37 protein-coding genes are annotated in these 26,063 nt (G+C 36.6%); 28 read left to right on the top strand and 9 right to left on the bottom strand.

Annotated features, from left to right (window positions below):
- Nucleotides 1-117 precede the first annotated feature (117 nt).
- The gene (locus C240_RS14945) at nt 118-1,323 is read left to right on the top strand and encodes an aminoacyltransferase (RefSeq protein ID WP_271497423.1); all 1,206 of its coding nucleotides are present in this window, start codon (nt 118-120) and stop codon (nt 1,321-1,323) included.
- Nucleotides 1,324-1,376: 53 nt separating this feature from the next.
- Here C240_RS14945 and C240_RS14940 read toward each other — a convergent pair whose 3' ends face one another.
- The 4 genes from C240_RS14940 to C240_RS14925 are packed head-to-tail and all read right to left on the bottom strand — an operon-like array spanning nt 1,377 to nt 4,359.
- Nucleotides 1,377-2,021 (bottom strand): ECF transporter S component, encoded by a 645-nt coding sequence (locus tag C240_RS14940; RefSeq protein ID WP_271497421.1) that lies wholly within the window; start codon nt 2,019-2,021, stop codon nt 1,377-1,379.
- A gap of 16 nt (nt 2,022-2,037) precedes the next feature.
- On the bottom strand, nt 2,038-2,580 hold the full coding sequence (coaC, locus tag C240_RS14935) for a phosphopantothenoylcysteine decarboxylase (protein WP_271497419.1): 543 nt from the start codon (nt 2,578-2,580) through the stop codon (nt 2,038-2,040).
- Nucleotides 2,580-3,350 (bottom strand): phosphopantothenate--cysteine ligase, encoded by a 771-nt coding sequence (gene coaB / locus C240_RS14930; protein WP_271497417.1) that lies wholly within the window; start codon nt 3,348-3,350, stop codon nt 2,580-2,582. The genes coaC and coaB overlap by 1 nt, the downstream gene beginning before the upstream one ends.
- A 16-nt stretch (nt 3,351-3,366) precedes the next feature.
- On the bottom strand, nt 3,367-4,359 hold the full coding sequence (locus tag C240_RS14925) for an oxidoreductase (RefSeq protein WP_271497415.1): 993 nt from the start codon (nt 4,357-4,359) through the stop codon (nt 3,367-3,369).
- Nucleotides 4,360-4,527: 168 nt separating this feature from the next.
- On the opposite strand from C240_RS14925, the gene C240_RS14920 reads away from it, so the two are divergent.
- The 6 genes from C240_RS14920 to C240_RS14895 all read left to right on the top strand — a co-directional run bounded on the left by C240_RS14920 (nt 4,528) and on the right by C240_RS14895 (nt 9,620).
- On the top strand, nt 4,528-5,046 hold the full coding sequence (locus C240_RS14920; RefSeq protein ID WP_271497414.1) for an FUSC family protein: 519 nt from the start codon (nt 4,528-4,530) through the stop codon (nt 5,044-5,046).
- A gap of 202 nt (nt 5,047-5,248) precedes the next feature.
- Nucleotides 5,249-5,791 (top strand): helix-turn-helix domain-containing protein, encoded by a 543-nt coding sequence (locus C240_RS14915; protein ID WP_271497412.1) that lies wholly within the window; start codon nt 5,249-5,251, stop codon nt 5,789-5,791.
- A 19-nt stretch (nt 5,792-5,810) separates the two neighbouring features.
- Nucleotides 5,811-6,896: an ABC transporter ATP-binding protein gene (locus C240_RS14910; RefSeq protein ID WP_271497409.1), complete on the top strand. Its 1,086-nt coding sequence runs from the start codon at nt 5,811-5,813 to the stop codon at nt 6,894-6,896.
- Between the two features lie 11 nt (nt 6,897-6,907).
- Nucleotides 6,908-7,717, top strand: a complete 810-nt coding sequence (locus tag C240_RS14905) for an ABC transporter permease (RefSeq protein ID WP_271497407.1) — start codon at nt 6,908-6,910, stop codon at nt 7,715-7,717.
- A complete protein-coding gene (locus C240_RS14900; protein ID WP_271497406.1) occupies nt 7,714-8,550 on the top strand; it encodes an ABC transporter permease in 837 nt (278 codons plus the stop codon). The genes C240_RS14905 and C240_RS14900 overlap by 4 nt, the downstream gene beginning before the upstream one ends.
- Nucleotides 8,547-9,620 (top strand): ABC transporter substrate-binding protein, encoded by a 1,074-nt coding sequence (locus C240_RS14895; RefSeq protein WP_271497403.1) that lies wholly within the window; start codon nt 8,547-8,549, stop codon nt 9,618-9,620. The genes C240_RS14900 and C240_RS14895 overlap by 4 nt, the downstream gene beginning before the upstream one ends.
- 83 nt (nt 9,621-9,703) lie before the next feature.
- Here C240_RS14895 and C240_RS14890 read toward each other — a convergent pair whose 3' ends face one another.
- From C240_RS14890 to C240_RS14880, 3 genes are read right to left on the bottom strand one after another with little or no spacing between them, the layout of a single operon-like run.
- Nucleotides 9,704-10,861, bottom strand: coding sequence for a site-specific integrase (locus C240_RS14890; RefSeq protein WP_271497401.1), 1,158 nt, complete (start codon nt 10,859-10,861; stop codon nt 9,704-9,706).
- A gap of 28 nt (nt 10,862-10,889) precedes the next feature.
- Nucleotides 10,890-11,252: a hypothetical protein gene (locus tag C240_RS14885; protein WP_271497399.1), complete on the bottom strand. Its 363-nt coding sequence runs from the start codon at nt 11,250-11,252 to the stop codon at nt 10,890-10,892.
- A gap of 15 nt (nt 11,253-11,267) precedes the next feature.
- The gene (locus tag C240_RS14880) at nt 11,268-11,588 is read right to left on the bottom strand and encodes a helix-turn-helix domain-containing protein (RefSeq protein ID WP_271497397.1); all 321 of its coding nucleotides are present in this window, start codon (nt 11,586-11,588) and stop codon (nt 11,268-11,270) included.
- Between the two features lie 240 nt (nt 11,589-11,828).
- On the opposite strand from C240_RS14880, the gene C240_RS14875 reads away from it, so the two are divergent.
- The 3 genes from C240_RS14875 to C240_RS14865 all read left to right on the top strand — a co-directional run bounded on the left by C240_RS14875 (nt 11,829) and on the right by C240_RS14865 (nt 12,892).
- The gene (locus C240_RS14875; RefSeq protein WP_271497395.1) at nt 11,829-12,038 is read left to right on the top strand and encodes a helix-turn-helix domain-containing protein; all 210 of its coding nucleotides are present in this window, start codon (nt 11,829-11,831) and stop codon (nt 12,036-12,038) included.
- A gap of 5 nt (nt 12,039-12,043) precedes the next feature.
- Nucleotides 12,044-12,358 (top strand): hypothetical protein, encoded by a 315-nt coding sequence (locus C240_RS14870; RefSeq protein ID WP_271497393.1) that lies wholly within the window; start codon nt 12,044-12,046, stop codon nt 12,356-12,358.
- A 210-nt stretch (nt 12,359-12,568) separates the two neighbouring features.
- On the top strand, nt 12,569-12,892 hold the full coding sequence (locus C240_RS14865; RefSeq protein ID WP_271497391.1) for a hypothetical protein: 324 nt from the start codon (nt 12,569-12,571) through the stop codon (nt 12,890-12,892).
- On the opposite strand, the gene C240_RS14860 is transcribed toward C240_RS14865, so the two are convergent.
- On the bottom strand, nt 12,848-13,390 hold the full coding sequence (locus tag C240_RS14860; protein WP_271497389.1) for a hypothetical protein: 543 nt from the start codon (nt 13,388-13,390) through the stop codon (nt 12,848-12,850). The two genes, C240_RS14865 and C240_RS14860, sit on opposite strands and share 45 nt — an antisense overlap.
- 80 nt (nt 13,391-13,470) lie before the next feature.
- Between C240_RS14860 and C240_RS14855 the strand changes: the two genes are divergently transcribed.
- The 13 genes from C240_RS14855 to C240_RS14795 all read left to right on the top strand — a co-directional run bounded on the left by C240_RS14855 (nt 13,471) and on the right by C240_RS14795 (nt 19,464).
- Entirely contained in the window at nt 13,471-13,692 is a 222-nt protein-coding gene (locus C240_RS14855; protein WP_271497387.1) for a hypothetical protein, read from the top strand.
- Nucleotides 13,686-13,877: a hypothetical protein gene (locus tag C240_RS14850; RefSeq protein WP_271497385.1), complete on the top strand. Its 192-nt coding sequence runs from the start codon at nt 13,686-13,688 to the stop codon at nt 13,875-13,877. The genes C240_RS14855 and C240_RS14850 overlap by 7 nt, the downstream gene beginning before the upstream one ends.
- A 147-nt stretch (nt 13,878-14,024) precedes the next feature.
- Nucleotides 14,025-14,810, top strand: coding sequence for a helix-turn-helix transcriptional regulator (locus C240_RS14845; RefSeq protein ID WP_271497384.1), 786 nt, complete (start codon nt 14,025-14,027; stop codon nt 14,808-14,810).
- Nucleotides 14,811-15,029, top strand: a complete 219-nt coding sequence (locus tag C240_RS14840) for a flagellar FlbD family protein (protein ID WP_271497382.1) — start codon at nt 14,811-14,813, stop codon at nt 15,027-15,029.
- Nucleotides 15,030-15,076: 47 nt separating this feature from the next.
- Complete coding sequence (locus C240_RS14835; RefSeq protein WP_271497381.1) at nt 15,077-15,886, top strand: SPFH domain-containing protein; 810 nt, start codon at nt 15,077-15,079, stop codon at nt 15,884-15,886.
- Nucleotides 15,887-15,894: 8 nt separating this feature from the next.
- On the top strand, nt 15,895-16,026 hold the full coding sequence (locus C240_RS14830; RefSeq protein ID WP_271497379.1) for a hypothetical protein: 132 nt from the start codon (nt 15,895-15,897) through the stop codon (nt 16,024-16,026).
- A gap of 15 nt (nt 16,027-16,041) precedes the next feature.
- Nucleotides 16,042-16,239, top strand: a complete 198-nt coding sequence (locus C240_RS14825) for a helix-turn-helix domain-containing protein (protein ID WP_271497378.1) — start codon at nt 16,042-16,044, stop codon at nt 16,237-16,239.
- Between the two features lie 21 nt (nt 16,240-16,260).
- Nucleotides 16,261-16,890, top strand: coding sequence for a hypothetical protein (locus C240_RS14820; protein ID WP_271497376.1), 630 nt, complete (start codon nt 16,261-16,263; stop codon nt 16,888-16,890).
- A gap of 1 nt (nt 16,891) precedes the next feature.
- The gene (locus C240_RS14815; protein ID WP_271497374.1) at nt 16,892-17,095 is read left to right on the top strand and encodes a hypothetical protein; all 204 of its coding nucleotides are present in this window, start codon (nt 16,892-16,894) and stop codon (nt 17,093-17,095) included.
- Nucleotides 17,096-18,283, top strand: a complete 1,188-nt coding sequence (locus C240_RS14810) for a DUF2800 domain-containing protein (protein ID WP_271497372.1) — start codon at nt 17,096-17,098, stop codon at nt 18,281-18,283.
- Between the two features lie 9 nt (nt 18,284-18,292).
- Entirely contained in the window at nt 18,293-18,622 is a 330-nt protein-coding gene (locus C240_RS14805) for a hypothetical protein (RefSeq protein WP_271497371.1), read from the top strand.
- Nucleotides 18,623-18,711: 89 nt separating this feature from the next.
- On the top strand, nt 18,712-19,278 hold the full coding sequence (locus C240_RS14800) for a DUF2815 family protein (RefSeq protein ID WP_271497661.1): 567 nt from the start codon (nt 18,712-18,714) through the stop codon (nt 19,276-19,278).
- A gap of 51 nt (nt 19,279-19,329) precedes the next feature.
- Nucleotides 19,330-19,464: a hypothetical protein gene (locus C240_RS14795; RefSeq protein ID WP_271497369.1), complete on the top strand. Its 135-nt coding sequence runs from the start codon at nt 19,330-19,332 to the stop codon at nt 19,462-19,464.
- On the opposite strand, the gene C240_RS14790 is transcribed toward C240_RS14795, so the two are convergent.
- Nucleotides 19,461-20,171, bottom strand: a complete 711-nt coding sequence (locus C240_RS14790; RefSeq protein ID WP_271497367.1) for a DUF4145 domain-containing protein — start codon at nt 20,169-20,171, stop codon at nt 19,461-19,463. The two genes, C240_RS14795 and C240_RS14790, sit on opposite strands and share 4 nt — an antisense overlap.
- A 58-nt stretch (nt 20,172-20,229) precedes the next feature.
- On the opposite strand from C240_RS14790, the gene C240_RS14785 reads away from it, so the two are divergent.
- From C240_RS14785 to C240_RS14765, 5 genes are all read left to right on the top strand, one after another.
- Complete coding sequence (locus tag C240_RS14785; protein ID WP_271497658.1) at nt 20,230-22,164, top strand: DNA polymerase; 1,935 nt, start codon at nt 20,230-20,232, stop codon at nt 22,162-22,164.
- A 16-nt stretch (nt 22,165-22,180) separates the two neighbouring features.
- Complete coding sequence (locus C240_RS14780) at nt 22,181-22,474, top strand: hypothetical protein (RefSeq protein ID WP_271497365.1); 294 nt, start codon at nt 22,181-22,183, stop codon at nt 22,472-22,474.
- A complete protein-coding gene (locus tag C240_RS14775) occupies nt 22,471-23,016 on the top strand; it encodes a hypothetical protein (protein ID WP_271497363.1) in 546 nt (181 codons plus the stop codon). Before C240_RS14780 ends, C240_RS14775 begins: the two co-directional genes overlap by 4 nt.
- A 19-nt stretch (nt 23,017-23,035) precedes the next feature.
- Nucleotides 23,036-25,450, top strand: coding sequence for a virulence-associated E family protein (locus tag C240_RS14770; protein ID WP_271497361.1), 2,415 nt, complete (start codon nt 23,036-23,038; stop codon nt 25,448-25,450).
- Nucleotides 25,451-25,735: 285 nt separating this feature from the next.
- Entirely contained in the window at nt 25,736-26,029 is a 294-nt protein-coding gene (locus C240_RS14765) for a VRR-NUC domain-containing protein (RefSeq protein ID WP_271497359.1), read from the top strand.
- Nucleotides 26,030-26,063: the final 34 nt, after the last annotated feature.

The raw sequence follows: 26,063 nt of genomic DNA, 5'->3' as shown, positions 1-26,063 counted from the left end.
AGTTGGGTTTCAGCCTCTTTATAATTTTTCCCTAATTTAAGTAAAAACTTTACTGTTCCTATAGAGTAAATTATGATAAGGTAATACAGAAGCTAAAATGTAGAGGAGTTTTAAGCAATGTTTGAATTTAAAATAGGCATCGATGCAAAAGAACACGATAAATTTGTAGAAAACCATCCCTTATGTAATTTGTTACAATCATCTGCTTGGGCAAAAGTCAAAGATAACTGGGGATCTGAAATTGTCGGCGTTTATGAAACTGGTGTCTTGGTTGCATCAAGCTTGGTTTTAATCAGACCATTACCGATGAAACTTTCGATGCTCTATACACCAAGAGGTCCGATCATGGATTATTCTAATCAAGAGTTAGTCGCTTTTTTCTTAAAAGAATTAAAAAAATTCGGTAAGCAAAAAAAAGCGCTGTTTGTAAAAATGGACCCAACTGTTCATTACAAAGATTTCCATTTAGGTGAAGAGCAAGTTGTGAATCCTGCTGCTCAACCAGTTATTGACACGTTGATTGCTAGTGGCGCCAAACATCAGGGATTAACAATGGCAATGGATGCCACCATTCAACCGCGTTTTCAAGCGAATATCTATAAAGAAGATTTCAGCGAAGAGCAATTATCGAAAAGTACGAAAAAAATGATGAAACAAGCACAAAAAAAAGGTGTCACGGTTAAGATGGGGCATGCTGAACTAGTAGATGATTTTGCTAAAGTGATCGAACTAACGACAGAACGTCAAAATATTTCTTTGAGAAATAGTGATTATTTTAAAAAGTTATTAATGATTTACCCAGAAAATTCGTTTATCATGTTGGCTGAAGTAAACTTGAAAGAACGCTATGAAGAAACAAAGCTACGTTTCGAAAAAAATAAAGAAGATTTAGCTAATTTGAAAGAAAACCAAGTGAAAAAGCGTCATAACTTAGAAGAACTTGATTTTTCTTTAACTCGTGAAATGACCGAATTAGAAGAAAATATCAAACATTCTGGTGATGTAGCTGTAGTTGCGGGAGCTTTGGCGATTACATTTGGTTCAACTAGTGAAATTTTATATGCTGGGATGGATGAACGTTATAAACGTTATATGCCAGCTTATCTGACTTGGTTTGATGCAATTAATGAATGTTTTGAACGAGGTTGTGAGACGTGTAATATGGGTGGACTAGAAGGTAGCTTAAGTGATGGACTAATTAAATTTAAAGCGAACTTCAACCCAACTGTAAATGAATTTATCGGTGAATTTGATTTACCTGTAAATGGACTGCTGTTTAAAGCAAGTGAGTATGCTTACAAATTGAGAAAGCAGAAAAAATAACATTATAAAAAAGTGTAGAATCGGTTGATCGAAAACCAATTCTACACTTTTTATTATAATTTTTGAGTAGCATTATTTTTTACTAAGCGTAAAAGTACTGATGTGACTGCAACGGTCGCAATGGCAGCTACAATTGCTTCAACAATCCCGCTTGTGAAAATAATAGATAAAATAGTTGCATAGACCGCTGTTACACTTACACCCATACCTTGCGCATATGAATCTTTAAACAAAAAGTAAATTAAATTCATTACTAAAATTGTGTTAGTAGCAGAGCCTAAGAAACCCGCAATAAACAGACTAATTGTTTGAGAAGTTGGTCTATTTTTCGTTACTTTTTTTAATCCCATGTAGACGAAGTAGGGCACAATACCAATTAAGATTCGAGGAACCATCGCGATAATAATTGCTTTCCAGCTCCCTTGATCTGTACCAATTACAGGGATAAATGGTGAAAAGACAAAAGATAATGGTGAAACAATGATTGTGCTGCGAACCATACTAATGATTCCAAAAACACCGCCTAAAAATGCACCAATCCGCGGACCTAAAACAATCGATGCAATAATAACTGGGATATGCATTGTAGTAGCGTTAATTGGTCCTATCGGAATGAAACCTAAAAACGGAACTGCAGATAAAAGCAGTAAGATTGCTAAAAACATAGCTGTTAGTGTGAATGTTTTTGTATTTTTCATAATTGACTCCTCAATATTATTTCGTTAACGCCTCATTAATTATTGTAACGATTTCATCAACCGTTGCTAAGGCTCCACGACCAAAGTCGCCACAAGCCAATAAAGCTTCGCGGGGATCAATTTCTTGATATCCAACGTCTTTTAAAGTCACTAAGTTTCTTTGAGTAATTGGGTTTTGATACATATAGGTGTTCATTGCTGGAGCGATAAATTTCGGCACATCTTCTTTTAAAGCGAGCGCAACAGTGGAAAGCATATCGTCAGCAATGCCATTAGCAAGTTTTGCTAAAATGTTGGCAGAGGCCGGAGCTACTAAAAATAGATCAGCTTTTTTTGCTAATTCAATATGATTAATCTTATCAGGCGCGATTTCTTCCATGACGTTAGTGTGAACTGGATTTTTAGACAATGATTGTAACGTTAACGGCGTGATAAATTTTGTGCTGTTAGTTGTCATAATAACTTCCACATTGTAACCAAGCTTGGTAAATTGACTAGTGAGATCAGCTGCTTTATATGCTGAGATACTGCCGGAAACACCTAATAAAATGGTTTTCATCAATTATTCCTCCATTTTTCTTCGACTTTTTTGACGATCAATTGTGCGATGTCATTTTTGGTTTGTGCCGTTTCAAATTCACCTGCTGAATCGATTAAATAGCCTTGATGCTGCGCACCATGAATTTGTTCTAAATCATTGGCTAAAACAAAGTCGCAATGGTTTTTGTTTAGAATAGAACGACCGACACGAATTAATTCCTCTTCTGAAACACCGACCAATAATTTAAACCCAACCAGAATAGCATTTGGCTGCTGCTCTTTAAGCATTGCAATTATTTTAGGGTTTTTTTTCAAAAAAAGCAATAAGCGATCTGTTCCAGAAGGAATTTTTTTTTCGGACTGCACAGTTTTTCCAAGTTCATCTAAGCTTAGATAGAGCATTTCTGTTAACTCCGCTAAATCAGTTAGATGTCCATTTTGGCTAAGTTTAGCAGCTAGCTTTTCAATAAATAAGTCTTCAGAAAAGGTTGTTTCTGTAGTGAAGTCGCTGACCGCCATACTGTGAATAATGCTGTCATATTGTTCCTGTTTAAATAACTTGAGTAAGGTTGTTTCCAATTCTTTAGTTGTTTCAATTTCGATCAATCTTATATTTTTTTCTGGATCTGGACGAACTGCTTGTGGTGTTGTCACATAAGTAATAGTATGTCCTTGTGCTAAAAAAGTTTCACCAATGGCTTTACCTAAACGCCCAGTTGAATGGTTAGTAATTGAACGGACGTTGTCAATTTTTTCGGAAGTTCCTCCTGCTGTAATTAAAATATTCATGTATTTAGTTACTCCTTTAATTCATTTTGATAATTGTTCGACCTGTATGTGTCCCAGCTTGTAATTGCTGCAAAGTTTGAGTTAAATCAGATAGAGAAATTTCGTTAACTAATTCATGATCGCTCACATTTAAATCAGTCGCTAAACGTTGCCAAATACTTAAACGCTGTTCCATTGGTACATTTACAGAATCAATCCCTAAAAGATTAGTTCCTCGCAAAATAAAAGGCAGAACGCTTGTATTTAACTGAATACCGGCAGCATTACCACAAATTGCAATACTACCTCCATAACGAAGTTGAGGCAACAAGGCAGCTGTGACGTCACCTCCAACAGTATCAATAACAAAATCAATCGTTTGTTTTGCTAAGGGTTTGATTTTTTCCGGCATAAATTCATCTAATAAAATAACGTGAGTTGCTCCGATTTTTTTTAATGTATCAATTGCAGATTCTTTTCGACTTAATGCCACGATATTTGTATAACCTAGTTGTTTTAACATTGCGATTGTTAAACTACCAACACCACCTGAGGCTCCTGTGACTAAAATTGCAGCATCTTTATTTTGGGATAAGCTATGATTTTCTAATGCTTGAATGGATAAAGCAGCAGTAAAACCAGCTGTCCCGAAGATCATAGCATCTTTTAATTCTAGTGACTCAGGTAAAGGTACAACCCATTCATGAGGAACTCGAGCAATTTCAGCAAATCCGCCAGTATGAGTGACACCTAAACCATAGCCGGTTACTAAAACTTTTTGTCCTTTAGCAAAATGACTACTTTGCGAGGATAAAACAGTACCGCTTAAATCAATACCGGGAATCATCGGATACTGACGAATGACACCGCCATTTGGTTTAGCTGCAAGCGAATCTTTATAGTTCACTGAAGAGTATGCTATTTCAATTGTGACATCTCCTTCAGAGAGAGCAGTGAGCTCTAATTGTTCCAATGCGGTGGTCGTTTTCTCATTAATTTCATTTATGACAAAGCCGGAAAATTGTTTCATTATTTTAGTCTCCTAATCATCTGAAGTTTTATTGTTACTATCATACCATATTCTGATTTTTTCTTTAGTAAATTCTTCTTAAAAGACCCTTCATAAACAAAGTAAAATAGGTTAGAATGGATGATGATAAGGATTTGCGTGCAGTATTTATGAAAGGAAACTAGTTTGTTGAAATTTAAAATTGGGATGAGAACGTTTAAAACTGGCTTAAGTGTCTTTTTTTGTATACTAGTCAGTATCTTGCTTAAACGAGAAACATACGTAGTAGCGGCGATTACTGCGGTTTTTACGTTAAGAGAAGATATGGAAAACACTGTAAGGTACGGTAAACATCGAATCATCGGAAATGTCCTTGGCGCAATTATGTCACTTGCAGTAATTACAATTTTTAATTGGCTAGGTAGAACTCAGCTTGTGCAGTTGATTTTTATACCAGCGATCATTATGCTGATGATTGCGTTATTAGCTCATTTTGGCTATTCCGAAGGTACAGTGGGAGCTTGTGCGACGTTATTGACAATTGTATTTATGATTCCTGCTAATCAATCATATGGTTACGCCTTTGATCGTGTTGTAGATAGTTTTATCGGGATGGGGATTGCTTTGCTAGTGAATTATTCTATCCCTTTAAAATTAGGAAAAAAGAATGCACCAGCAGTAATTGAACGAACGAAAGCATCAGATTAATTGATGCTTTTTTTATTTTGTTAAAATCTTAAGGCGCTCCATATTATTTCAGGATTAAATGAAAATAAAAAATCTCGATTTTTTATTAAAATAAGTTGCTATTTTTTGAAAAATTCGTATACTAGAAAAGGTAAAATTAAACTTTCAGTTTAGTATTAGAAAACTTTTTACTATAGAATGTCAAAAAAAGTGGGGTGGAGAAATGGAAATTGGTGAGAAATTGCGTAATTTACGTGTACAAAAAAATCTAACTCAAGAAGAGTTAGGGGAGCGAACAGATTTAACCAAAGGCTATATTTCTCAACTGGAAAGGGATTTAAGTTCACCTTCGATGGAGACCTTTTTCAATATTTTAGAAGTGTTGGGAATTACACCTGAGCAATTTTTTAGTGAAAAAACATTGGAGCAAAAGATTGTCTACAAAGATGAAGACAGCACCCTTTACTACGATGAGGAAAATGGTTATGAATTAAAATGGCTAATTCCAGAGTCAAATGAAAAAGAGATGGAGCCAGTTGTTCTGACATTTGATAAAAATGGAGAATATAAAACATTCGAACCTTCGTTATCAGAAACCTTTATTTACGTGATTGATGGTTCGATTTCATTATTATTGGGCGAATCGAGATATTCTGCGAAAAAAGGCGAAGCAATGTATTATCAAGCAACAGAACCACATCAGCTAATCAATCATTCCAAAGGCAAAAGCCGTATTTTGATCGTGGCAACAGAATCTTATTTATAAGAAGCGGAGGCGTTACTGAGTGAAAAAAAAGATCATTTCATTTGAAAATGTAGTGAAACAATATGATGATGAAACAGTGCTGAAAAATGTCAGTTTTGAGATAGAACAAGGGAAGTTTTACACACTTTTAGGACCTTCAGGCTGTGGTAAAACAACGATTTTACGAATTTTAGCTGGTTTTGCTGATGCGACTGAAGGCGATATTTATTTTGATGGACAAAGAATTAATGATATTCCGGCGAATAAACGACAAGTAAACACTGTTTTTCAGGATTATGCATTATTTCCTCATATGAATGTTTTTGATAATGTTGCTTTTGGCTTAAAAATAAAAAAGATTCCTAAAAGTGAAATTACAAAAAAAGTGAAAGATGCCTTACGAATGGTGCAATTACCAGGGTATGAAACCCGAGAAATCAGTGAGATGTCTGGTGGTCAGCGTCAACGTGTAGCGATTGCCAGAGCAATTGTAAATGAGCCGAAAGTTTTATTATTAGATGAACCTCTATCAGCTTTGGATCTTAAACTACGGACGGATATGCAGTATGAATTACGTGAATTACAGCAGCGTTTAGGGATTACTTTTATTTTTGTGACTCATGATCAGGAAGAAGCATTGGCAATGAGCGACGAGATTTTTGTGATGAATAAAGGTCATATCGTTCAAAGCGGTACACCAGTTGATATTTATGATGAGCCGATCAATCATTTTGTAGCTGATTTTGTTGGAGAAAGTAATATTGTCAACGGTACAATGATTGAAGATAATCTAGTTGAATTTGTTGGTAAACGTTTTGAATGTGTGGATGGCGGCATGCGTAAAAATGAACCAGTCGAAATTGTTTTACGTCCAGAAGACTTAACCATCACTTCAGCGGATAAAGGAAAGCTGGTTGTAACGGTTGATACACAATTATTCCGTGGCGTTCACTACGAGATTATTTGCCATGATGAAGATCAGAACGAATGGATGGTTCATTCAACCAGAAAAGCAATAGAAGGAGCAAAAGTAGGTCTCTTTTTTGAACCGGAAGATATTCATGTCATGCGTTTTAATGAATCTGAAGAAGACTTTGATGCTCGTTTAGAAAGCTACGAAGAATAGGGGGAATCGGTATGAAAACAATGCGTCGAATTTATTCTATTCCTTATATGATGTGGCTATTATTATTTGTAATTGCACCGGTTTTGATGATTATTTATCAATCATTTTTCGATATGAATGGTAACTTTACTTTAAATAATTATCAAACGTATTTTACTTCAGGAACGTATCTGACGATGACCTTAAATTCTGTTTGGTATGCGTTTTTGATCACGCTATTTACCTTGCTGATTAGTTATCCTACAGCGTATTTTTTGACGAAGTTAAAACATAAACAATTGTGGTTGATGCTGGTAATTTTACCAACATGGGTTAATCTTTTATTAAAAGCTTATGCTTTTATTGGGATTTTTAGTATTCATGGTAGCGTGAATCAGTTCTTAACATTTATTGGAATTGGGTCGAAGCAAATTTTATTTACAGATTTTAGTTTCTTATTTGTGGCTACGTATATTGAAATTCCATTTATGATTTTACCGATTTTTAATGCTTTGGAAGAAATGAATCCATCATTAATCAGTGCGAGTCGTGATCTGGGAGCAAACAGTGTTGAAACTTTTCAGCGCGTAATTTTCCCACTTTCATTGAATGGTGTAAAAAGTGGTGTTCAAGCCGTTTTTATCCCATCACTTTCATTATTTATGCTGACGCGTTTAATTGGTGGAAATCGAGTTATTACGCTAGGTACAGCGATTGAAGAACATTTTATGGTCACGCAAAACTGGGGCATGGGCTCAACGATTGGTGTGATTCTAATTGTGGCTATGTTTATTGTTATGCTAGTGACTGGTGAGAAGAAGAAAAAGGGGCGGGCGAAATGACAAACAAAAAATTCAAGTGGTCTTATCTTTATTTGATTATTGTATTTGCATTGTTATACGCACCGATTTTTTATCTCATTTTTTTCTCTTTTAATGATACGGATACGATGAATCGTTTTACTGGTTTTACTTTAGCTAACTATACGGCAGTTTTTGAAGATACTCGCCTGTTGATTATTGTGTTAAATACATTCTTGTTGGCTTTTTTATCTGCATTGTTAGCGACAATTATCGGTACATTTGGAGCAATGGGTATTTATTATACCAAACGCAGAAAAACAAGAACGGCTTTAATGAGTTTTAATAATATTTTATTGGTATCGCCAGACGTTATTATTGGTGCCAGTTTTTTGATCTTTTTTACAGCGGTTGGGTTTATTAGTTTAGGTTTTACTAGTGTATTACTGTCTCATATCGCATTTAGTATTCCAATTGTAGTTTTGATGGTGTTACCTAAGCTGCAGGAAATGAACGATTCTATGGTAGATGCTGCTCGAGATTTAGGTGCGAATAACTTTCATGTGATTAAAAATATTATATTGCCATTTCTTTCACCAGGAATTATTGCTGGGTATTTTATGGCATTTACCTATTCACTAGATGATTTTGCAGTAACCTTTTTTGTCACAGGGAACGGATTCTCCACCTTGTCAGTAGAGATTTATTCGCGGGCGAGACAAGGAATCAGTCTAGAAATCAATGCTTTAAGTGCGCTCGTCTTTATTTTCTCAATGATTTTAGTTGTTGGTTATTATTTTATCAGCCAAGACAATACATCCAAAAAAATGAGAAAAATCCGTCGTGAACAAAGCGAGGTGGCCAAACTAAAATGAGAAAATTACAATCTTTGTTCTTTGGTATAATCGGGATCATCGTGATTTTATTTCTTGGGGTTCATCAGTTGGAACGATCCAGCGGCATGTCTGGCGCTGATACCTTAACTATCTATAATTGGGGTGATTATATTGATCCGTCTTTGTTGAAAAAATTTGAAAAAGAGTCCGGCTATAAAGTGAATTACGAAACGTTTGACTCCAATGAAGCAATGTTTACTAAGATTCAACAAGGTGGAACAGCATATGATATAACGATTCCTTCTGAATATATGATTCAAAAAATGATGAAAGAAGATATGCTTTTACCGATCGATCATTCTAAATTAACAGGTTTGAACAACATTGATGAACGGTTTTTAGATTTAGATTTCGATCCAGACAATCAATTTTCAATTCCTTATTTTTGGGGAACGTTAGGGATTATTTATAATGATAAATTTGTTAATGAAGATCAAATCAAACATTGGGACGATTTATGGAATGTTGATTTAAAAGATAATGTTATGCTGATAGATGGCGCCAGAGAAGTGATGGGGCTGTCGTTAAATAGTCTAGGCTATTCTTTAAATAGTAAAAATAATCAAGAGCTGCGTGAAGCTACAGACAAATTAAATAAACTAACCACCAATGTTAAAGCAATCGTTGCTGATGAAATTAAAATGTACATGATTAACGAAGAAAGTGCGGTAGCAGTAACTTTTTCTGGTGAAGCAGCTGAAATGCTGGATAATAATGAACATCTACATTATGTGATTCCAACTGAAGGCTCAAATCTCTGGTTTGATAACATTGTGATTCCTAAAACAGCTAAAAACATTAAAGGCTCATATGATTTTATCAACTTTATGCTGAAACCTGAAAATGCTGCTCAAAATGCTGAATACATTGGTTACTCAACTCCAAATAAAGCAGCAAAAAAACTATTACCTAAAGAAATTTCTAGTGATGAACAATTTTACCCAAATGATGAAGTGATTAAGCATTTGGAAGTGTACGAAGATTTAGGAGCAAAATATTTGGGGATTTACAATGATTTGTTCTTGGAATTTAAGATGTATCGTAAATAGTGGATAACGAACACCTATAAGTACTTTTAAATAAGTATTTATAGGTGTTTTACTTTTTAGTGAATACCAAATTGAATACCATTTTAAAAATTGACGTAATCAGCAAACTGTTTTGCTGTACTTTCTTCTCTCTCTTTCGTTACATGAGTATACACGTCCATAGTTGTTTTTATATCGGTATGACCAAGTCGGACTTGTACGTCTTTTAATGTTGCGCCAGATTCAAATAGAAGACTTGCATGAGTGTGTCTAAAGCCATGTACTTTTATTTTTCGGATTTCTGGATATTTATTATTCAATTTCTTCATTTGTTCATATCCATATGTTAGGTATAAGTATTCATTGTCAGTTCGGAAAGTATCGTTTGTAAAAACGAGTTGCTTCTCGCGCTTGTGAAAGCGCCCGGTTTTTATAAATAATTCTTTTTGTTTTAACTGCCATTTTTTCAACATAGAAACAGTTGTAGGATCAAGGCTAATGATTCTATTTCCGTTGCTGGTTTTTGCATCCTGTATTTTAAATTCCTTCTTAACGTTTACTAGTGTTTTGTTGATTATTACTTTACAGTTAATTAGGTCTAAATCCGCCCATGTCAGAGCATGTATTTCACCTTTCCTAGCTCCAGTAAATGCAAGCAGACGAAAATATATATGATTTTTTAAGTTATCCTCTTGATTTAGGCATTCAAAAAAATATTGCAACTCTTGCCTAGTATAAAAATCCCTTTCTTTTTCCAAGGATTTATTTTTTTTACGCGGCATTAGAACACGCCGCATAGGGTTGTCAGAAATAATATTATTGTTGATTGCGTAATCAAAAATTTTAGATGCATAAGATTTAATTTGCGGATAAGCCACGACCGTATCCGCCCATCGGTTAACAGCCTTTTGGCATATATAAGTATTAATTTGATTGATCCTTAGTTTTCCTAATTCAGGGAGAATTTGGTTATTAAATCTTTTTTCGATATTTTCAACAGTTGATTCACGAACTGCCAATTTATGTTGTTCTAACCACATCTTATAGACTTGTTTAAATGTAAATTTATTTTCTTTAGTTTGTTCTGCACCTTGATTCTCTATCTCTAATCTTGAGAGTGCCAATTTTGCTTCTTTTTGTGTTCTAAAACCTCTCCGTGTAGTTCGCTTACTTTTACCAGTTAAAGGATCGATTCCTAAATATGCATTGAACATGTAGGCAGTTGATCCATCTTTTTTTGTATACTTTCTAATCGTTGCCATATTACTAGCTCCTTAAATTAATAATGGATTACAAACCTTTAAAACCTAGATAACGTTGGTCGTATCCCATCCCGATGCCATGTTCTTCTAAAAAAGCACTGTAATTATAAATTCCACCGTTCATAAAAATTAATTCATCCCACGCATAAAATTTAGCCTCACATTCTAGTTTCGAATGATAAGTGTAAGAAGCTTTATATAAACTAGTATAATCCGCATGGCTCAAAATATGTTTTGATTCGTGAAGTACAACTTCAATAACATCTAAATCTTTTAATCTGGGTTGAACAAAAATTGTGCGAGCTTCAACTATAGAAAATCCTGCACATTCGCATTCGACAAAAACTAAATTAATATTATGATCTCTTAACAATTTAATAAGATAATCCAAATCTCCACCTCTTTTTTATAATCCAAATTTTCCTTCTAGGTAAGCCTTAGCTAATTCTTTATCATGTTCAGATAGAGGTTTACCGTCAAAGCTCATCGCATTATCAATCATTTTTGATAAATCAGATTCTGTTATTGTGCCAGAGGATTCTCTACCTAATAAATAGTCAGTAGTAACTCCAAAGTAGTCTGCTAATTTATTTAGAGGCTCAATAGATGGATTTTGCTTATCCCACTTACCGATTGTCCCATTCGCAATATTGAGTTTACGCTCAAGCTCAGCTATAGTCATTTTCCTTTGAGCTGCCAATTCTTTTACCCTATCTTTTGCGTTCATTTTATACCTCCGGAAAAATTTTTACACAAAATAGATACTTAGCTATTGACAAATAGATAATCGGCTATTATACTAAGGGTGTACTTGTGAGAGGGTACAATTTTCTGATAGTTAGCCGTTGAGGTCAATTTTACTAAATAGTTATCTAAATTTATGTTTATTTGCTATGCCTTTATAATAGCTAACTATCTATTAAATGTCAATACTAAATAGTTTAAAATCTATGGGAGGTGATTTTTTATGCTTTATGAAAAAATAAAAAAGCTTGCTGCGGAAAACGGAGTTTCTGTTTACAGAGTTGAAAAAGACGCAGGCTTATCAAATGGTGCTGTTAGTAAATGGGGAAAAACAGCTAACCAGATTCCATCGTCGGAAAGTTTACGTAAAGTTGCAGATTATTTTGGCGTGACAATGGAGTTCTTGTTAGAGGATGAAAAACAGGAGGTGTAAAAAATATGGCCGCAGTTGAAGAGGCGTTAAAACCGCTGTTCAATCAGTGGTTAGAGGAAGCGATTCCGAAGTTAGAAGAAAGAATCAGAATACAGGTTATGCAAGAGTTAGGCGCTAAATCACAACAATCGCTATTCAATCAAAAAGAAATGGCAAAACGTCAAAATGTTTCTGTGACAACATTCAGAAAATGGCGAGTAATGGGATTAAAGGCTGAGCCTACTCCGACTGGTGGATTAATGTTTGATTTAAACACTGTTAATCAATGGAAAGAAGAAAATGGAATAAACAAGATAGATAAACCCAACCAAGGAGGCTAGAAACGTGGAAATTACTATTAAAGGTAGTCCAGAGGAGATAACAAAATTGCTCCAAACTATTGCGAGTAGTCAGGAGCAGAGTACGTCGTATTCAGTTGACTTAAATAAAAAGGGTAATTATAACCCCCTGCTATTTAAAACACCAATCGAGCGAAAAACACCGAAATATAGTTTGTAAATTTTAATCTCAAATAGATAGGAGGGAATATTGTGATAAAGGAAATAAAGGAAATACAAAAATTACTTCAAGCCATTTTGATTAACTCGGATCAGGATGCATCTATAGAGATTTGTAAAAATGGACTCATCCAAAGATCTGATGATTCTCTAAAAGATGACCAGCACAATAACACAGTAAAGATCCCGGATTCAACAACAGTTAATTATTTCATCGAATTAGACGGGGGTTTTGCTAGGATTCAGTTAACTTCGGATAAAAAGAACTCCCCAAAAGAATGTGGATACAATTCCACTGAGGAGTTAAAAAAACTAAACCGTGCATATATCAATAACTTGAAAAGAGGGAGAAATTAGCAACTCAGGCAGTTCCATCGCTGAATTCGCTAACCAGTAATTATTTGCCCATGAGGCTGTGTGTAGTGAGGAAAAGTTAGATAAATTTTCTAAAGGGCCACCGGCGAGTAAAGCCGCATCATGAGTTTCTACCGAAGAAGTCATTGTGTCAATTACTAGAATATTATAATCTCCATGACTTAAATTCAATTTTGCAATCCATTTCTTAACTGAATCTATATCAGGACAAGCAAAGAAGGATTCCATGCGGGAGATGTTTGCGTCAAAAAACAATCTTCTATGATATTCGTAGACCGTTTCAAAAACAGCATTTGCAGCGTTATTTGGATCAGTAGGCTTTGAAAAGTACTGCAAACCATGAAAAGAGAGACCTCTTGGAAAAAAATCAAATAATTCTTTTTTTAGTTCAGATTCTATCGTGATATTTTCAAAAGGAGTGATAGAAACGATATCTCCTGGTTGAAGTATTTTCGATCTATCAATATGATAAGCTTTCAAATTTTTCACCTCACCTTCGTTCTAATTATAGCAAGGTGAGCAATTTCTAACAATATCAACAAGGAGAAAGGAAGAAGGACGTGGAAAAAGTATCAAAAAATCTAAACAAAGTCACTTACATTATTTATGCAATCGGCATGATTTTACTTGTAGCGCTGGAAGCCAACAGCAAGATTTGTCTAGCTTATTCATTGCTATTAATGACTTATAGCTTAGTAGCAGAGTATTTTTCATTCAATGTATGGATTGCTGACAACGCAGGCACCAAGTATTTGGATAAAGAGGAGACTAAAAAATGTTAAATCCAGAACAAACTAAATTAATTCATGGACTAGTAAGAAAAGAAACGCACAACTTGGAACAACTCATTCATAAAGAAAATGCCAAGCCTTTAAAAGAACAAGATATCAAGAAAACGGATCAACTAACCGAAATGTACCATCAATACAACTTGATTGCTGATGAAATCCAGAGAGTGGGAATGTAATTGTGGCCAAGAAAAAACGTTGGAACTATATGAAGAAGAAAAGAGATCAATCTTCTTGGAGTGTTAAGCAGCAAGAGAACCAAAAACAAATAAAGTCTAACCGGAAGAAGTTCAAAATAAATCAATCTGTAGGCAGGTGAATAGTCATTGGCACACAAGAATTGGACAACTAAAGAGATTTCATACATTCAGAAAAATGCTTTATTTGCAGAAACGAACGAAATTTTGAATATGGCAGAGTTAGCAAAAAAACTTTCAAGGTCGTCAAAATCTGTCGAAACAAAAACGTACAACATGCGAAAAGATGGATTGCTACCAGAAATAGATCGAACAAAAGCATTTGATTCAACTAACAGACCATTTACTCCAAAAGAAGACAAGCGTTTAATCGCAATGGTCAAACAAGGTTCTAGCTACGTAGAAATAGGTGAAGTATTAGGACGAAATGAGCGATCTATCTCGGGAAGATTATCGCGACTTAGGAAAAAGGGAAAGCTAAAGTATTACTCTAAAAGTCATTGGTCAGAAAAACAAACTCAGCTAATCATTGAAAATGTAAAGTTTGATGAAAATGGATTTGTCTCAAATTATGCGGAGCTGGCACAGCTAGTTAATAAACAATTCAGCCAAATCCAACAAAAAGTTTCTCGTCTCAGAAAAGAGGGTGTAATCGCTGTACAAGCTGATCGGACTAAAACAAGTGTTAAGTCTAAAATAGCCATGAATAATTTCAATGATGCCAGGTTTGCTCAATATCAGAAGGAGGAGAAGCCAGTGCTTGAAGAAAAAGCAGCTCAAACGGATGTAAAAATAGAAACACAGTCAAAAATGGTTCAAGTCATTATGACCACTACTATTGCAGGAAAAGAGAGAATAACCAGTTTCTTTACTTCAGAAGGGGAACTATTAACGGTTAAGAAGGAGGCAATTTAAATGATTGAATTGACGACAGTCGGAGGCTATAAACGATCTATTTTAGCAGATCGGGTAATTGAAATAGCTGAACTTCCGGCAGAAAAACGATCATCAACAGTAATCAAATTAACAAATGGGGAAACTATTTTTGTGAAGAACTCTTACGAAAAAGTACTAGAAATGTACAAGCAAATAAAACAAGAGCCTGCATCGTCCGACAACGATACAAGCCATTAAATAAATTATTCTTATAAAAATTATAACACGAAAGAGGGAATATTTAAATGTCAGAAAACACAGGAACAAAGATCATGGTAACAGGTGCAATAGCTTTAGGATTAGGTATTTTAGGAGGATTCGTTTTCTTTGAAAAAATTGATAATGGTTATGTAGGTGTTCGCTACTCTATGAGTGGGGGAATCAAAGACGACACATTATCTCAGGGTGTGAAGTTTGTTGGACTAGATAAAGTTATTCAATACCCAATTCGTTTACAAACTATCCAAGCAAAAGATGTTTCTGTTTCAACGTCAGACGGTAAGAAAACAACAGTAAATATTAAATACAACTACAAGGTAGACCCGACAAACGCGTCGAAAATGTATAAAGAATTCGGGAATATTACACCAGAAGATATTGAAAACGGATGGTTAAAATCTAAACTCCAAAAAGAAGTGCGTGAAGTTTATTCACAGTACAGTTTACTAAATGTGCTTTCTGGTGATTCTTCCAAGGTGGAAGCCTCTCTTTTAGATAATTTCTCTAAAGCGGTAGAAAGTAAAGGGTTTGTTGTTGAAGATGTGACCGTAGGTGTTCCGGAAGTAGATGGTGAAACTCAAAAATCAATCGATGGAATTATTCGTGCTGGCCAAGATAATGAAAAAGCGAAATTAGATGCTGAAACAGCTAAAACAAAAGCGGATAGTGACGCTTATCAAAAAGTAAAAGCAGCCGAAGCCGAAGCGGATGCTAACAACAAAGTAGCAAGCTCAGTAACCGATGAATTAGTTCGCTACACAGAGGCTCAAGCTCGTATGAAACATGGCTGGGTTGAAGTCCAAACGGGAGAGGCAATCGTGGATGCCAAGAAGTAGGTGAGTAAATGGGATTTTTTATTCAAAAGATAATTATTGTCATAGGAATTCTGGTTCTGCTATCAGGAATACGAAACTTACTAAAAAAAGATGAGCCTGAGGAAAAAGATCATCACGATGATTCTTGGGATGAATTTTAATATGGAGGTAAAGCTATGTCACCGTATCGAAAAATTAGGAGAGAAAATGGTATGACTAGAGAAGAGTTAGCATTGTGCATGCAGTTGCCTCTTGAAAAAGTCGAACTATTTGAAAGAGAAAATATCACCCCGACTTTACACTATCACGCGAATTTTAAAGCGATTTTTAATGTAACAGAAGACGATATCAAAAGAGCCACTAAAACAAATTAGAAAATTGGAGGAAATAATCGTATGAGAATCAATATTTCAATCGAAGCAACAACAGAATCAGAGTATCAGGAGGCATTATCTATTTTGGCAAAAGGGTCGACAGGAATTATCGAAAACTCTCTGAAGGTTGATGGTCGTCAACCGTATGAAAAAAAGTCCCGGAAAGAAAAGACTTATACGGACTCGACCTCAGACACCGAACTATCGAAAACTGGGGATCAAGCAGAGCAATCTAGTCTAGATAAACAAGAGCCTGAAATTAAGCAAGAGAAAGCAACTAAAACTCGTTATTTCATGAATAAGCCAAATAACAAGACTTTTGTGATTAAAAAAGGTGAAGGTCTACCAGTTGAAGCAATTCATTACGGTGATGCAGTCGAGCTGACAAAAGCTGAATATGACGAGATCAAAGGGAAGAAAGCGGAAGCCAAAGAAGTGCCAGAAGCTGAAAGCAAAATTGATACTTCAGATGAAACAGCAGAAATCCCTACAAAAGATGAAATGATCGTTTTGATCCGAAAAGGAATGGACAAGAAACTTTCTAAAGAAATTAAAGAGTTATTCGGGAACTATAATGCTGAAAAATTCCCAGCAGTAGCCGAAGCTGATTATCCAGCGCTAAAACTTGAACTAGAAGAGTTGGTGAACTAGCATGGCTGAAAAATTAACGTTATTTAGAGTTCAAGACACAACAAAACAAAGCATCGTTTCTGCTCGTATTGAAGCGGAGCCTTATTCTAAGCTTGAAAAGCTTTCGGAAGAAACAGGAATTTCGATTTGTAAATTAACAACTATGTGCATTAACTTTGCATCGGCAAGGGTTGAAATTAAAGATTTAAATGATGAGGTGAACTAGATGCCAGTAGGAGCTCATGCCCTCTTAGGGGCTTCGGGTAGTCATCGGTGGCTCGTTTGTCCGCCAATTGCGCGCCTCGAATCAGAAATAGAAGATCGTGGATCAGTCTTCGCTGAAGAAGGAACGGCTGCGCATGATCTATCCGAATTAAAGTTGATGTACCAAACTGAAAAAATCAACAAGCGAACATTTAATACAAGATTCAATAAATTCAAAAAAGAGAATGAATTTTACAGTAAAGAAATGGACGAATACACAGACGAATATGTTGACAGAGTGCTTGAAGCATACAACAGTTATCCTTCTGCTGATATTGATCTAGAAAAGAAAGTCGATTTTAGTCGTTGGGTGCCAGAAGGGTTTGGTACGTCCGATGTGGTGATTCTGTCAGATGGAATCATCGAAATTATTGATCTCAAATATGGCAAAGGTGTCCCAGTAGATGCTTACCAGAACCCACAGATCATGCTATACGCTTTAGGCTCTTACGTGGCCTATGACATGCTTTATGATTTTGACACCATAAAAATGACAATCATTCAGCCGAGATTGGATAGTATTTCATCGTTTGAGATTCCAGTAGAAGAGCTGCTCTATTGGGCTGACAATTATGTAGCACCTCGTGCCGCTCAAGCGTGGGAAGGGATAGGCGAATGGACAATCACGGATGATGTTGTTAAGTGGTCCAAAGTTGCTGGTCAGCTTCGCCCTCGTGCTGAAAAAAATCTTGAGTTAATCGATCGCTACGACTATAAAGAAGCCCCGTTATTGGAGCCAGAGGAAATAGCTGAAATTCTTGATCGAGCGAATGAGATCAAAAAGTGGATTGAACAAGTTGAGTATTATGCACTGGAACAAGTTCGAGATCATGGGGCTAAAATTCCCGGTTTCAAACTAGTTGAAGGTCGAAGCAATCGAAAAATCACTGATCCTGAAAAAGTAGCTGAGATTCTTAGATCTGCTGGATATGATGACCTCTATAAACCAGAGGAACTTCTAGCGATGGGAGAATTAGAAAAGAAAGTCGGAAAGAAAAATTTCAGTGAACTTGTAAAAGAGTACATCACGAAACCGACTGGAAAACCAGTTCTAGTTGTTGAATCTGATAAACGTGAAGAAATAGGAAGTGCTGCGAGCGCAGCGGCTGACTTCGATGAATATGAAGAAGAAATAGATTTATTAGGGTAGGTGATGTAAATGGTTAAAGAAGAAAAACCTGTCATATTTCAAGGTACTGGCTATCGGGTGCTTCGTTATAACCAACTTAATGTTTCACTAGAAGTAGCTGATAGGAAAAATGACTACAGTTTCAAAGGATTCTACGGCACAATTGATCAGGCTTTAGTGAGCTTAGTCCGTAACAATTATCTTTTGGATGAAACTGAAACATTTGAAATTAGTAACTTTCTAAGCTCGGTTGATCAAATGAAAATGACCATTATTAGCGATATCAAAAATCTTCTTGAAACTGGTGATCCTGAAGAGGTAGGCGAAGAAGATTTAGATGAATATGACCTGTTAGGTTAGGAGTTGAATATATGACATGGGCGGATGATCAAGGGTTCTATGAGCCAGAATTTATTGAAAAAACAAATATCAGAAAAGAGGAAAATAATATGACAACAACAGACAATAATACAACTAAGGTAATTACAGGAAAGGTACGTTTATCTTATGTATCACTTTTAGAACCAAAAGCGTTTGAAGGACAAGAAGCTAAATATTCAACAGTAATTTTGATCCCTAAAGAAGATAAGGTGACAATCAATAAAATCCGTAAAGCTCAAAAGGCAGCATGGGAAATGGCAAAAAATGACAAGCTCAAAGGTGTTAAATTTGAAAACGTAAAACATACGCTTCGTGATGGTGACGAGGAAATGGACACAGAAGAACATCCAGAGTATGCAGGCCATATGTTTATGAGTGTTTCTTGCAAAACGAAACCCGGTATCGTCGATAAATACAAAAACGAAGTTGATAGCACTGATGAAGTATACAGCGGCGTTTATGCCCGTGTTTCATTAAACTGTTTCGCCTATAAAACAGCAGGAAACAAAGGTGTATCAGCTGGATTAAATAATGTTCAGATTGTTGCTAAAGGGGACTATCTTGGTGGTCGCGCTTCTGCTGATGCAGACTTCGATGAATGGGAAGATGATGAAGAGGACGACGATTTACTATAAAAAATAGGGGCTTTATAGCCCCTTAATTTTCATGGAAAGTGGTGAATATTTATGACCGAAGAAAAAAAATTAAAAGAGAGAATAGCTTTTTTAGAAGCTTTGCTAGATTTGAATTTTGAAACAATAGAAAAAGCACTTGAAACAAATAGACTTCTCCTGCATGCGTTAAAAAAAAGAACTGATTAGTTTGTTTTAGGTTTGTTTAAAAATTTAGTTGCTTCTTGATAAATTAAGTCATTTTCAACGTCGCTAACAAGGGCTCTAATGAACATTTTAATAGCTTCTATATCATACTCAGGATGCTGTCTAGAATAGTGTGTTTCATCATTACCTAGATATGAAATAGCTTTTGCCAAGTCTCTAATTCTAGGATTTTTTAGCTTGTCTATTTTTTGTGATAGAGATGTTTTAGGATTAGTGATCCAATCTTTCTTAACGCCTTCTACTGGGTATTGAATTAAATAGTCTGTAACTAGGAATTCCAAAGATTTTCTATAGCCCATCCCTGCTAAGTGATCAAGCTCAGTATCTTCTGCGGTTTTGGACTGATTGTAGATTTTGACAAATTTCGGAAACTTATCAGAAACGACTTTTGAAAACTCTAAGCTCGGATCTGCATTAGCGGGAAATGATTTTACTACTTTGTAGAAACCTACAGGACCGTCTGGTATATCTAAATAGTGCATACTTGTTGCATTGCATAATTGACATGTTGTAAAAGCGACCCCGTCTGCAAAGTCATCATCGCTCACGAATGTTACAGCGCTGATTGCTATCTGCTCACCTGTATTTCTACAGTGCATGCAGATTCTAGGAGTATCAATGTAATTATCTTCATTGACGACAGCGTTATCATCGACGTCGTAATAGTGTGTTGTAAAATCGTTGCTCAAAATATGTTACCTCCAATTTTTAATTAATTGTATTATATCAAGAAAGTTGGTGATTTACATCAAAACGTTAAATATAGACATTGAAACCTATAGTGATATTGATCTGTTGAAAACTGGGGTTTATAGATATGTGGATTCGCCTAATTTTGAAATTCTTATGATGGCTTACTCAATCGACGGTCAAGAAGAACAAATTATCGACCTAAGTGAAGAACAGATTCCGAATGAACTTCATGAGGCAATCTATGATCCCAATGTTTTAAAAATTGCTTTTAATGCTCAGTTTGAACGAGTTTGTTTAGATAAACACTTCTTTGGCGAATCAGATCCAGCACAATGGCACTGCACCGCAGTGCACGCTAGTGAGTTGGGGTTGCCAAGATCATTGAAACAATGCGCGTTATTCTTACGAATTGAAGAACAAAAAGACACTGCTGGAACTCAGCTGATCAATTATTTCTCTAAACCATGCAAGCCCACTAAGGCTAACGGTATGCGGACAAGGAATCTTCCAGAACACGATCCAGAAAAATGGGAGCTATTCAAATCTTATTGTATTCAAGACGTGGTCGTCGAAAAGGCGATTGCCAACCGTTTAAGTGTTTTTCCAGTTAAAGAATCGGAATGGGAACATTATTGTTTGGATCAGAAAATAAACGACTACGGTGTGATGGTGGACGCTGAACTTGCTGAAGGTGCCATCTCTATCATGGACACTATCTCAGCCGAAAATATGGAGAAATTGAAAGCTATCACAGGATTAGACAATCCAAATAGCCCCAAGCAACTGAAAGAGTGGCTGCTTTCAAAAGGACATGATTTCCCCACACTTGGAAAAGATATTGTAAAAGCCTATATTCAACAAGGTGTGGTGATTGGTGATGTAGCTGAAGCTTTAAAACTTCGTTTGAAGTTGTCAAATTCTTCCACGAAAAAATACTTGATGATGGAAAATGTTCGTTGCAAAGATGGTCGTCTTCATGGCTTGGTGCAGTTTTACGGAGCAAGTCGTACAGGGCGTTGGGCTGGTCGTTTGCTTCAAGTTCAAAACCTACCACGAAATAAAATGAATGAGCTAGATATTGCACGAGACATGGTTAAACAGCAAGACATTGAAGGTCTGGATCTTATTTTCGGAAATGTGCCAGATGTTTTAAAACAGTTGATCCGCACAGGGTTAGTTGCTAAAGATGGTCATACTTTTCATGTCAGTGATTTCAATTCCATTGAAGCTCGTGTGTTGGCTTGGTTTGCTGGTGAAAAATGGGTACTAGACGTTTTCCGCGATCATGGGAAAATTTACGAGGCTACAGCATCTCAGATGTTTAATGTTCCTCTGGATCAAGTAGATGGTGAACTCAGACAAAAAGGGAAGGTATCAACGCTTGCGTTAGGATATCAAGGCTCTGTCGGTGCGTTGATTGCAATGGGTGCCATAGATATGGGCTTGCAAGAAGATGAGCTAAAGCCTTTGGTTGATGGGTGGCGTAAAGCTAATAAGAAGATAGTTAGTTTTTGGTATGACGTTCAACGTGCTGCAATCTCAGCGATTGAAAATAAGGGCGTGATCCGTATGTCTAAAGGGCTTCGCTTTTTCCATAAAAAAGGCTTCCTTTTTATTCAATTGCCAAGTGGTCGTCGTTTATCTTATGCCCGTGCAAGATTAGAAGAAGGGGATTACGGTCCTAAAATTGTCTATGAAGGGCAAGGCGATAAAGTAGGCTTCTCAACATTAGACACCTACGGTGGAAAATTGGTGGAGAACATTGTGCAAGCAACAGCTCGTGACATTTTAGCAGAAGCAATGCAACGACTTGATCAAGCAGGCTATAACATCGTTTTCCATGTGCATGATGAGGCAGTCGCAGAAGTGCCAAAAAATGAACTTACGATAGAAAAAATGAACGAAATTATGTCTGTTGTGCCTGAATGGGCAGAAGGGTTGCCTCTTGGCGCTGAAGGCTATGAGACAGATTATTATAAGAAAGATTAGGAGGTAAGGTAGTGGTATGAAAGCATATGAAGTAAAAATGATGATCAGAGAATATTCAGCTAATGCAACTCTTAAAGAAATATTTGAAGATTTTGAGCGACCATTTCAATGTCCTCAGTGTCAAGGTACTGGATTCTATCAGAAAAAGATAGTTGTTCCTTATCCAAGCGGGTTGCCTGATTCGGGTTGGGTACCAGATACGATTAGGTATGAAAGAACTCAATGCGAATTATGTGATGGTCATGGATGGTCAGATAAAGAATATAAACCAAAAATGGTACAGGATGGATGGGAGGATAAACGAAAATGACAAAAAAATTAACAAAAGTAGGAATCAGAAGTTGGTTGCAAGGTAAAAGAGGGAATCAGTTATCAGAACTTAGGGAAAAACAGGCTAAGGAAGAAAATGCTTTTAGGGTTGCTTTTGCAGAAAGTCAAGGTTTTACTGCGCTTTATGATAAGTACGAACCTATTATTCAAGAGTTCAAAAAAGAGTGGGATGCGATATATGATGGATTAATCGAAAACGAAATTGTTAACACCTGCTACTACACACTTGTTGGAGATAAACTTAGACAGTTAGTTGGTAAAGGAAGCATAGGAAATTGTGATATTGAGTATATCAATATAATTTCTGATGATTATAAAAAGCTTATAGATGACCAAGAAGCAGATCTAGATACAGTTAGGGAAGAATGGCAAAAACTCATAAGCAATGTTAACGCAATTACCAGTGTGAAAAAGATTTTGATTTATTTAAATGATATAGGCATTGATACTTCTGAAATCGAACCCGTGGAAGAACCGATGTTACCAGCAACACCTATTGAAGTTTCTATTTTAAAGCTGTAAAGAAAGGAACAACAGGGATATGGAACAGGAAAAAGCACGTATTCAACCAAAAATAAATAAGGATATTAACCTATCCCTAGGTCAGTCCAAGACCGAAAAAAAATGGAAAAACAAAACGATGTCTTGGGCAGAATTCTTGGATCGGTTAAATACACCAACAGTTACACAAGAGACAGCTCAAGACTATCAAAAGATGTCTAAGTCTCAACGTGACACAATCAAAGACGTGGGTGGTTATGTTGGGGGATTCTTAGACAAAGGACGCCGAAGAGCGGACAGTGTCCGATCTCGTTCCATTGTCACCCTTGATGCGGATAGTCCAAGAGGTGATTTATGGGAGGACGTGCAGTTGTTATTTGATGGAGCGGCAGCCGTTTACAGCACGCACAGTCACGCACCAGATAAACCACGTCTCCGTTTGATCATTCCATTAAGCCGTCCAGTGACCGCCGAAGAGTATCAACCGTTAGCTCGTAAGCTAGCGGACCAATTCGGGATGGATAACTTTGATGATACGACGTATCAACCAGAACGCTTGATGTTTTGGCCATCGCACTCATTTGACGCCGAATACATTTTCGAGTATCAAGACGGCGCTTGGGCAGATCCTGACGAATATCTAGCGCTTTACCCTGATTGGACAGATTCGAGTTATTGGCCTGAATCTTCCAGAGGTCATTCAATCCGTGAACGTCAAGCAAAGAAACAAGGGGATCCAACAGGAAAAGGCGGTGTCATCGGGGCCTTCTGTCGCACCTACAATATCCATTCAGCAATTGAAAAGTTTCTGCCAGATGTTTATGCACCCTCAAGCAAAGATGATCGTTACACTTATTTAGAAGGTAGTACCAGCGGCGGATTAGTTCTATATGGTGATAAGTTTGCTTATTCTCACCACGGAACAGATCCAGTAGGGGACAAATTATCCAATGCATTTGACTTGGTTCGTGTTCACAAATTCGGTGATCAAGATGAAAATGTGAAAGATCATACGCCTATCAATAAATACCCATCGTTCAAAATGATGACCGAGTTCGCCAAAGAAGATCCAATCGTTCGAGGATTGATTGCTACTGAGGCAGTCGCCAAAGCAAGCACCGAGTTTGATGTATGGGAAGAAGAAGACAAAGAGTGGACGGCTCGTCTTGAAGTAGATGATCGGGGAGCGATTGAAACCTCTGCTGGTAATCTAGAATTAATCTTAGGACATGATCCTAATTTGCGAAAGAAGATAATAATGGATAAATTTGCCAATCGTATTGTTGTTCAGAGTGATCTTCCGTGGCGCAAAGTAGGGGAAGAACGTTTCTGGAAAGATACGGACGATGCAGGTTTAAGGGTCTATCTTGAAAAGACTTACACCATTGCACACAAAGGGAAAACGGAAGATGCCTTCATGCAAGAGGTTGAAAAAAATTCTGTGCATCCGGTTCGTGAATATTTAGATTCATTAGAATGGGACGGCGTTGAACGTTTGGACAATTTATTGATTGATCACTTAGGGGCTGCTAATACAACTTATGTCAAAATGGTGACCCGAAAATTTTTAGCTGCAGCCGTGGCCAGGATTTATCGTCCAGGTATCAAATTTGATTATATGATTGTGACCACTGGACCACAGGGGATTGGTAAAACCTTATTACCCACTAAATTGGCTGGGGAGTGGTTCTCCAACTCGTTAGAAGGTGTCAGCGGTAAAGATTCTTATGAAGCCTTGCAAGGTGTCTGGATCATGGAAATGGGTGAGATGACCGCGACTAAAAAAGCAGACCTCGAAGCTACAAAACATTTCATTTCAAAACAAGAAGATATTTTTCGGGTTGCCTATGGTCGGCACAAGAGTTACTTCAAGCGGCAATGTGTTTTCTGGGGGACAAGTAACGACAGTGAGTTTTTGAGAGATAAAACAGGGAACCGTCGTTTTTGGCCTGTAGATGTCGGTATTAACGAGATTAAGCATAAAGTGTGGGAAATGACCCAAGAGACCATCAATCAGATTTGGGCGGAAGCTAAGGCTGTATATGAGGGCGGAGAAAGAATCTATTTAACTGAAGAAGAAGAAAAACTAGCTGTTGAACAACAGGAGTTACACACAGAGGTCAGCAGTCTTGAAGGAATGATCAATGAATACTTGGGTATCCCAATAACTGAAGATTGGTATGACTTAGGTCGCAATGATCGTAAGCAGTATATAAGCGACTTTGGGGAGGGTTTCAGTGAACTAGGTGAGGTACGTAGGGACAAAATAAGTGTCATAGAGGTGTGGTATGAACTTTTAGGCGGAGACCCGAAGAGTATCCATCCAGCGAAAGCGGCAGAAATTAGATCCATTTTGGCGAATATGTCAGGCTGGAAAAAATACAAAAAATCAAAAGGTCAGCTGAGATTTGGGAAAGATTATGGAAGACAATCGGCCTATATTAGAGAGGTTTAGGCGTCTACTTTTGGTAGACAGGGGGTAGACGGGGAAGAATTTGGTAGACACGAAAAAAGCCTCCGTGTACTACGTGTCTACCTGCTGTCTACCAAAAATTAGAAAAGTAGACACCCTGTAAGCCTGAGGTGGTGCGTGTACTACATGTCTACCTAAATATTTAATATTAGTGAAATATAGTATATAGGGAGAGCGCCCGAGGGCGTGACCGCCTGTACACGTCATATATACGTGTGAGGGAATTTTGGTAGACACGTAGTACACCATTAAAAATGAGGTGAAAAGTTGGAATTAGAAAAAGATGTAGAACAGTACTTAAAAAAACAAATTAAAAAAAATGGCGGGAAAAGTTTGAAATTCACTTCGACTGAAAAAGGGGTGCCAGATCAAACGATATTACTTCCTAGTGGAAGAACTGTTTATGTTGAAACAAAAAAACATAATGGCGTACTTAGTCCATCACAGATAAAAATGCATAAAACGTTTCGAAAGTTAAACCAGACAGTATTTACGGCGTTTAGCAAAAAAGAAGTAGACACAATTATAAAAGATTTACAGAAAGAGGGTGAGTTTGATTGAAGTGTATTTTTCACCCTTATCAGAATTATACAAA

It is taken from the genome of Enterococcus sp. 5H (assembly GCF_028128615.1).
GTDB lineage: Bacteria > Bacillota > Bacilli > Lactobacillales > Enterococcaceae > Enterococcus_L.
The sequence above is the reverse complement of the archived record's forward strand: the minus strand, read 5'-3'. Positions and strand labels throughout refer to the sequence as shown.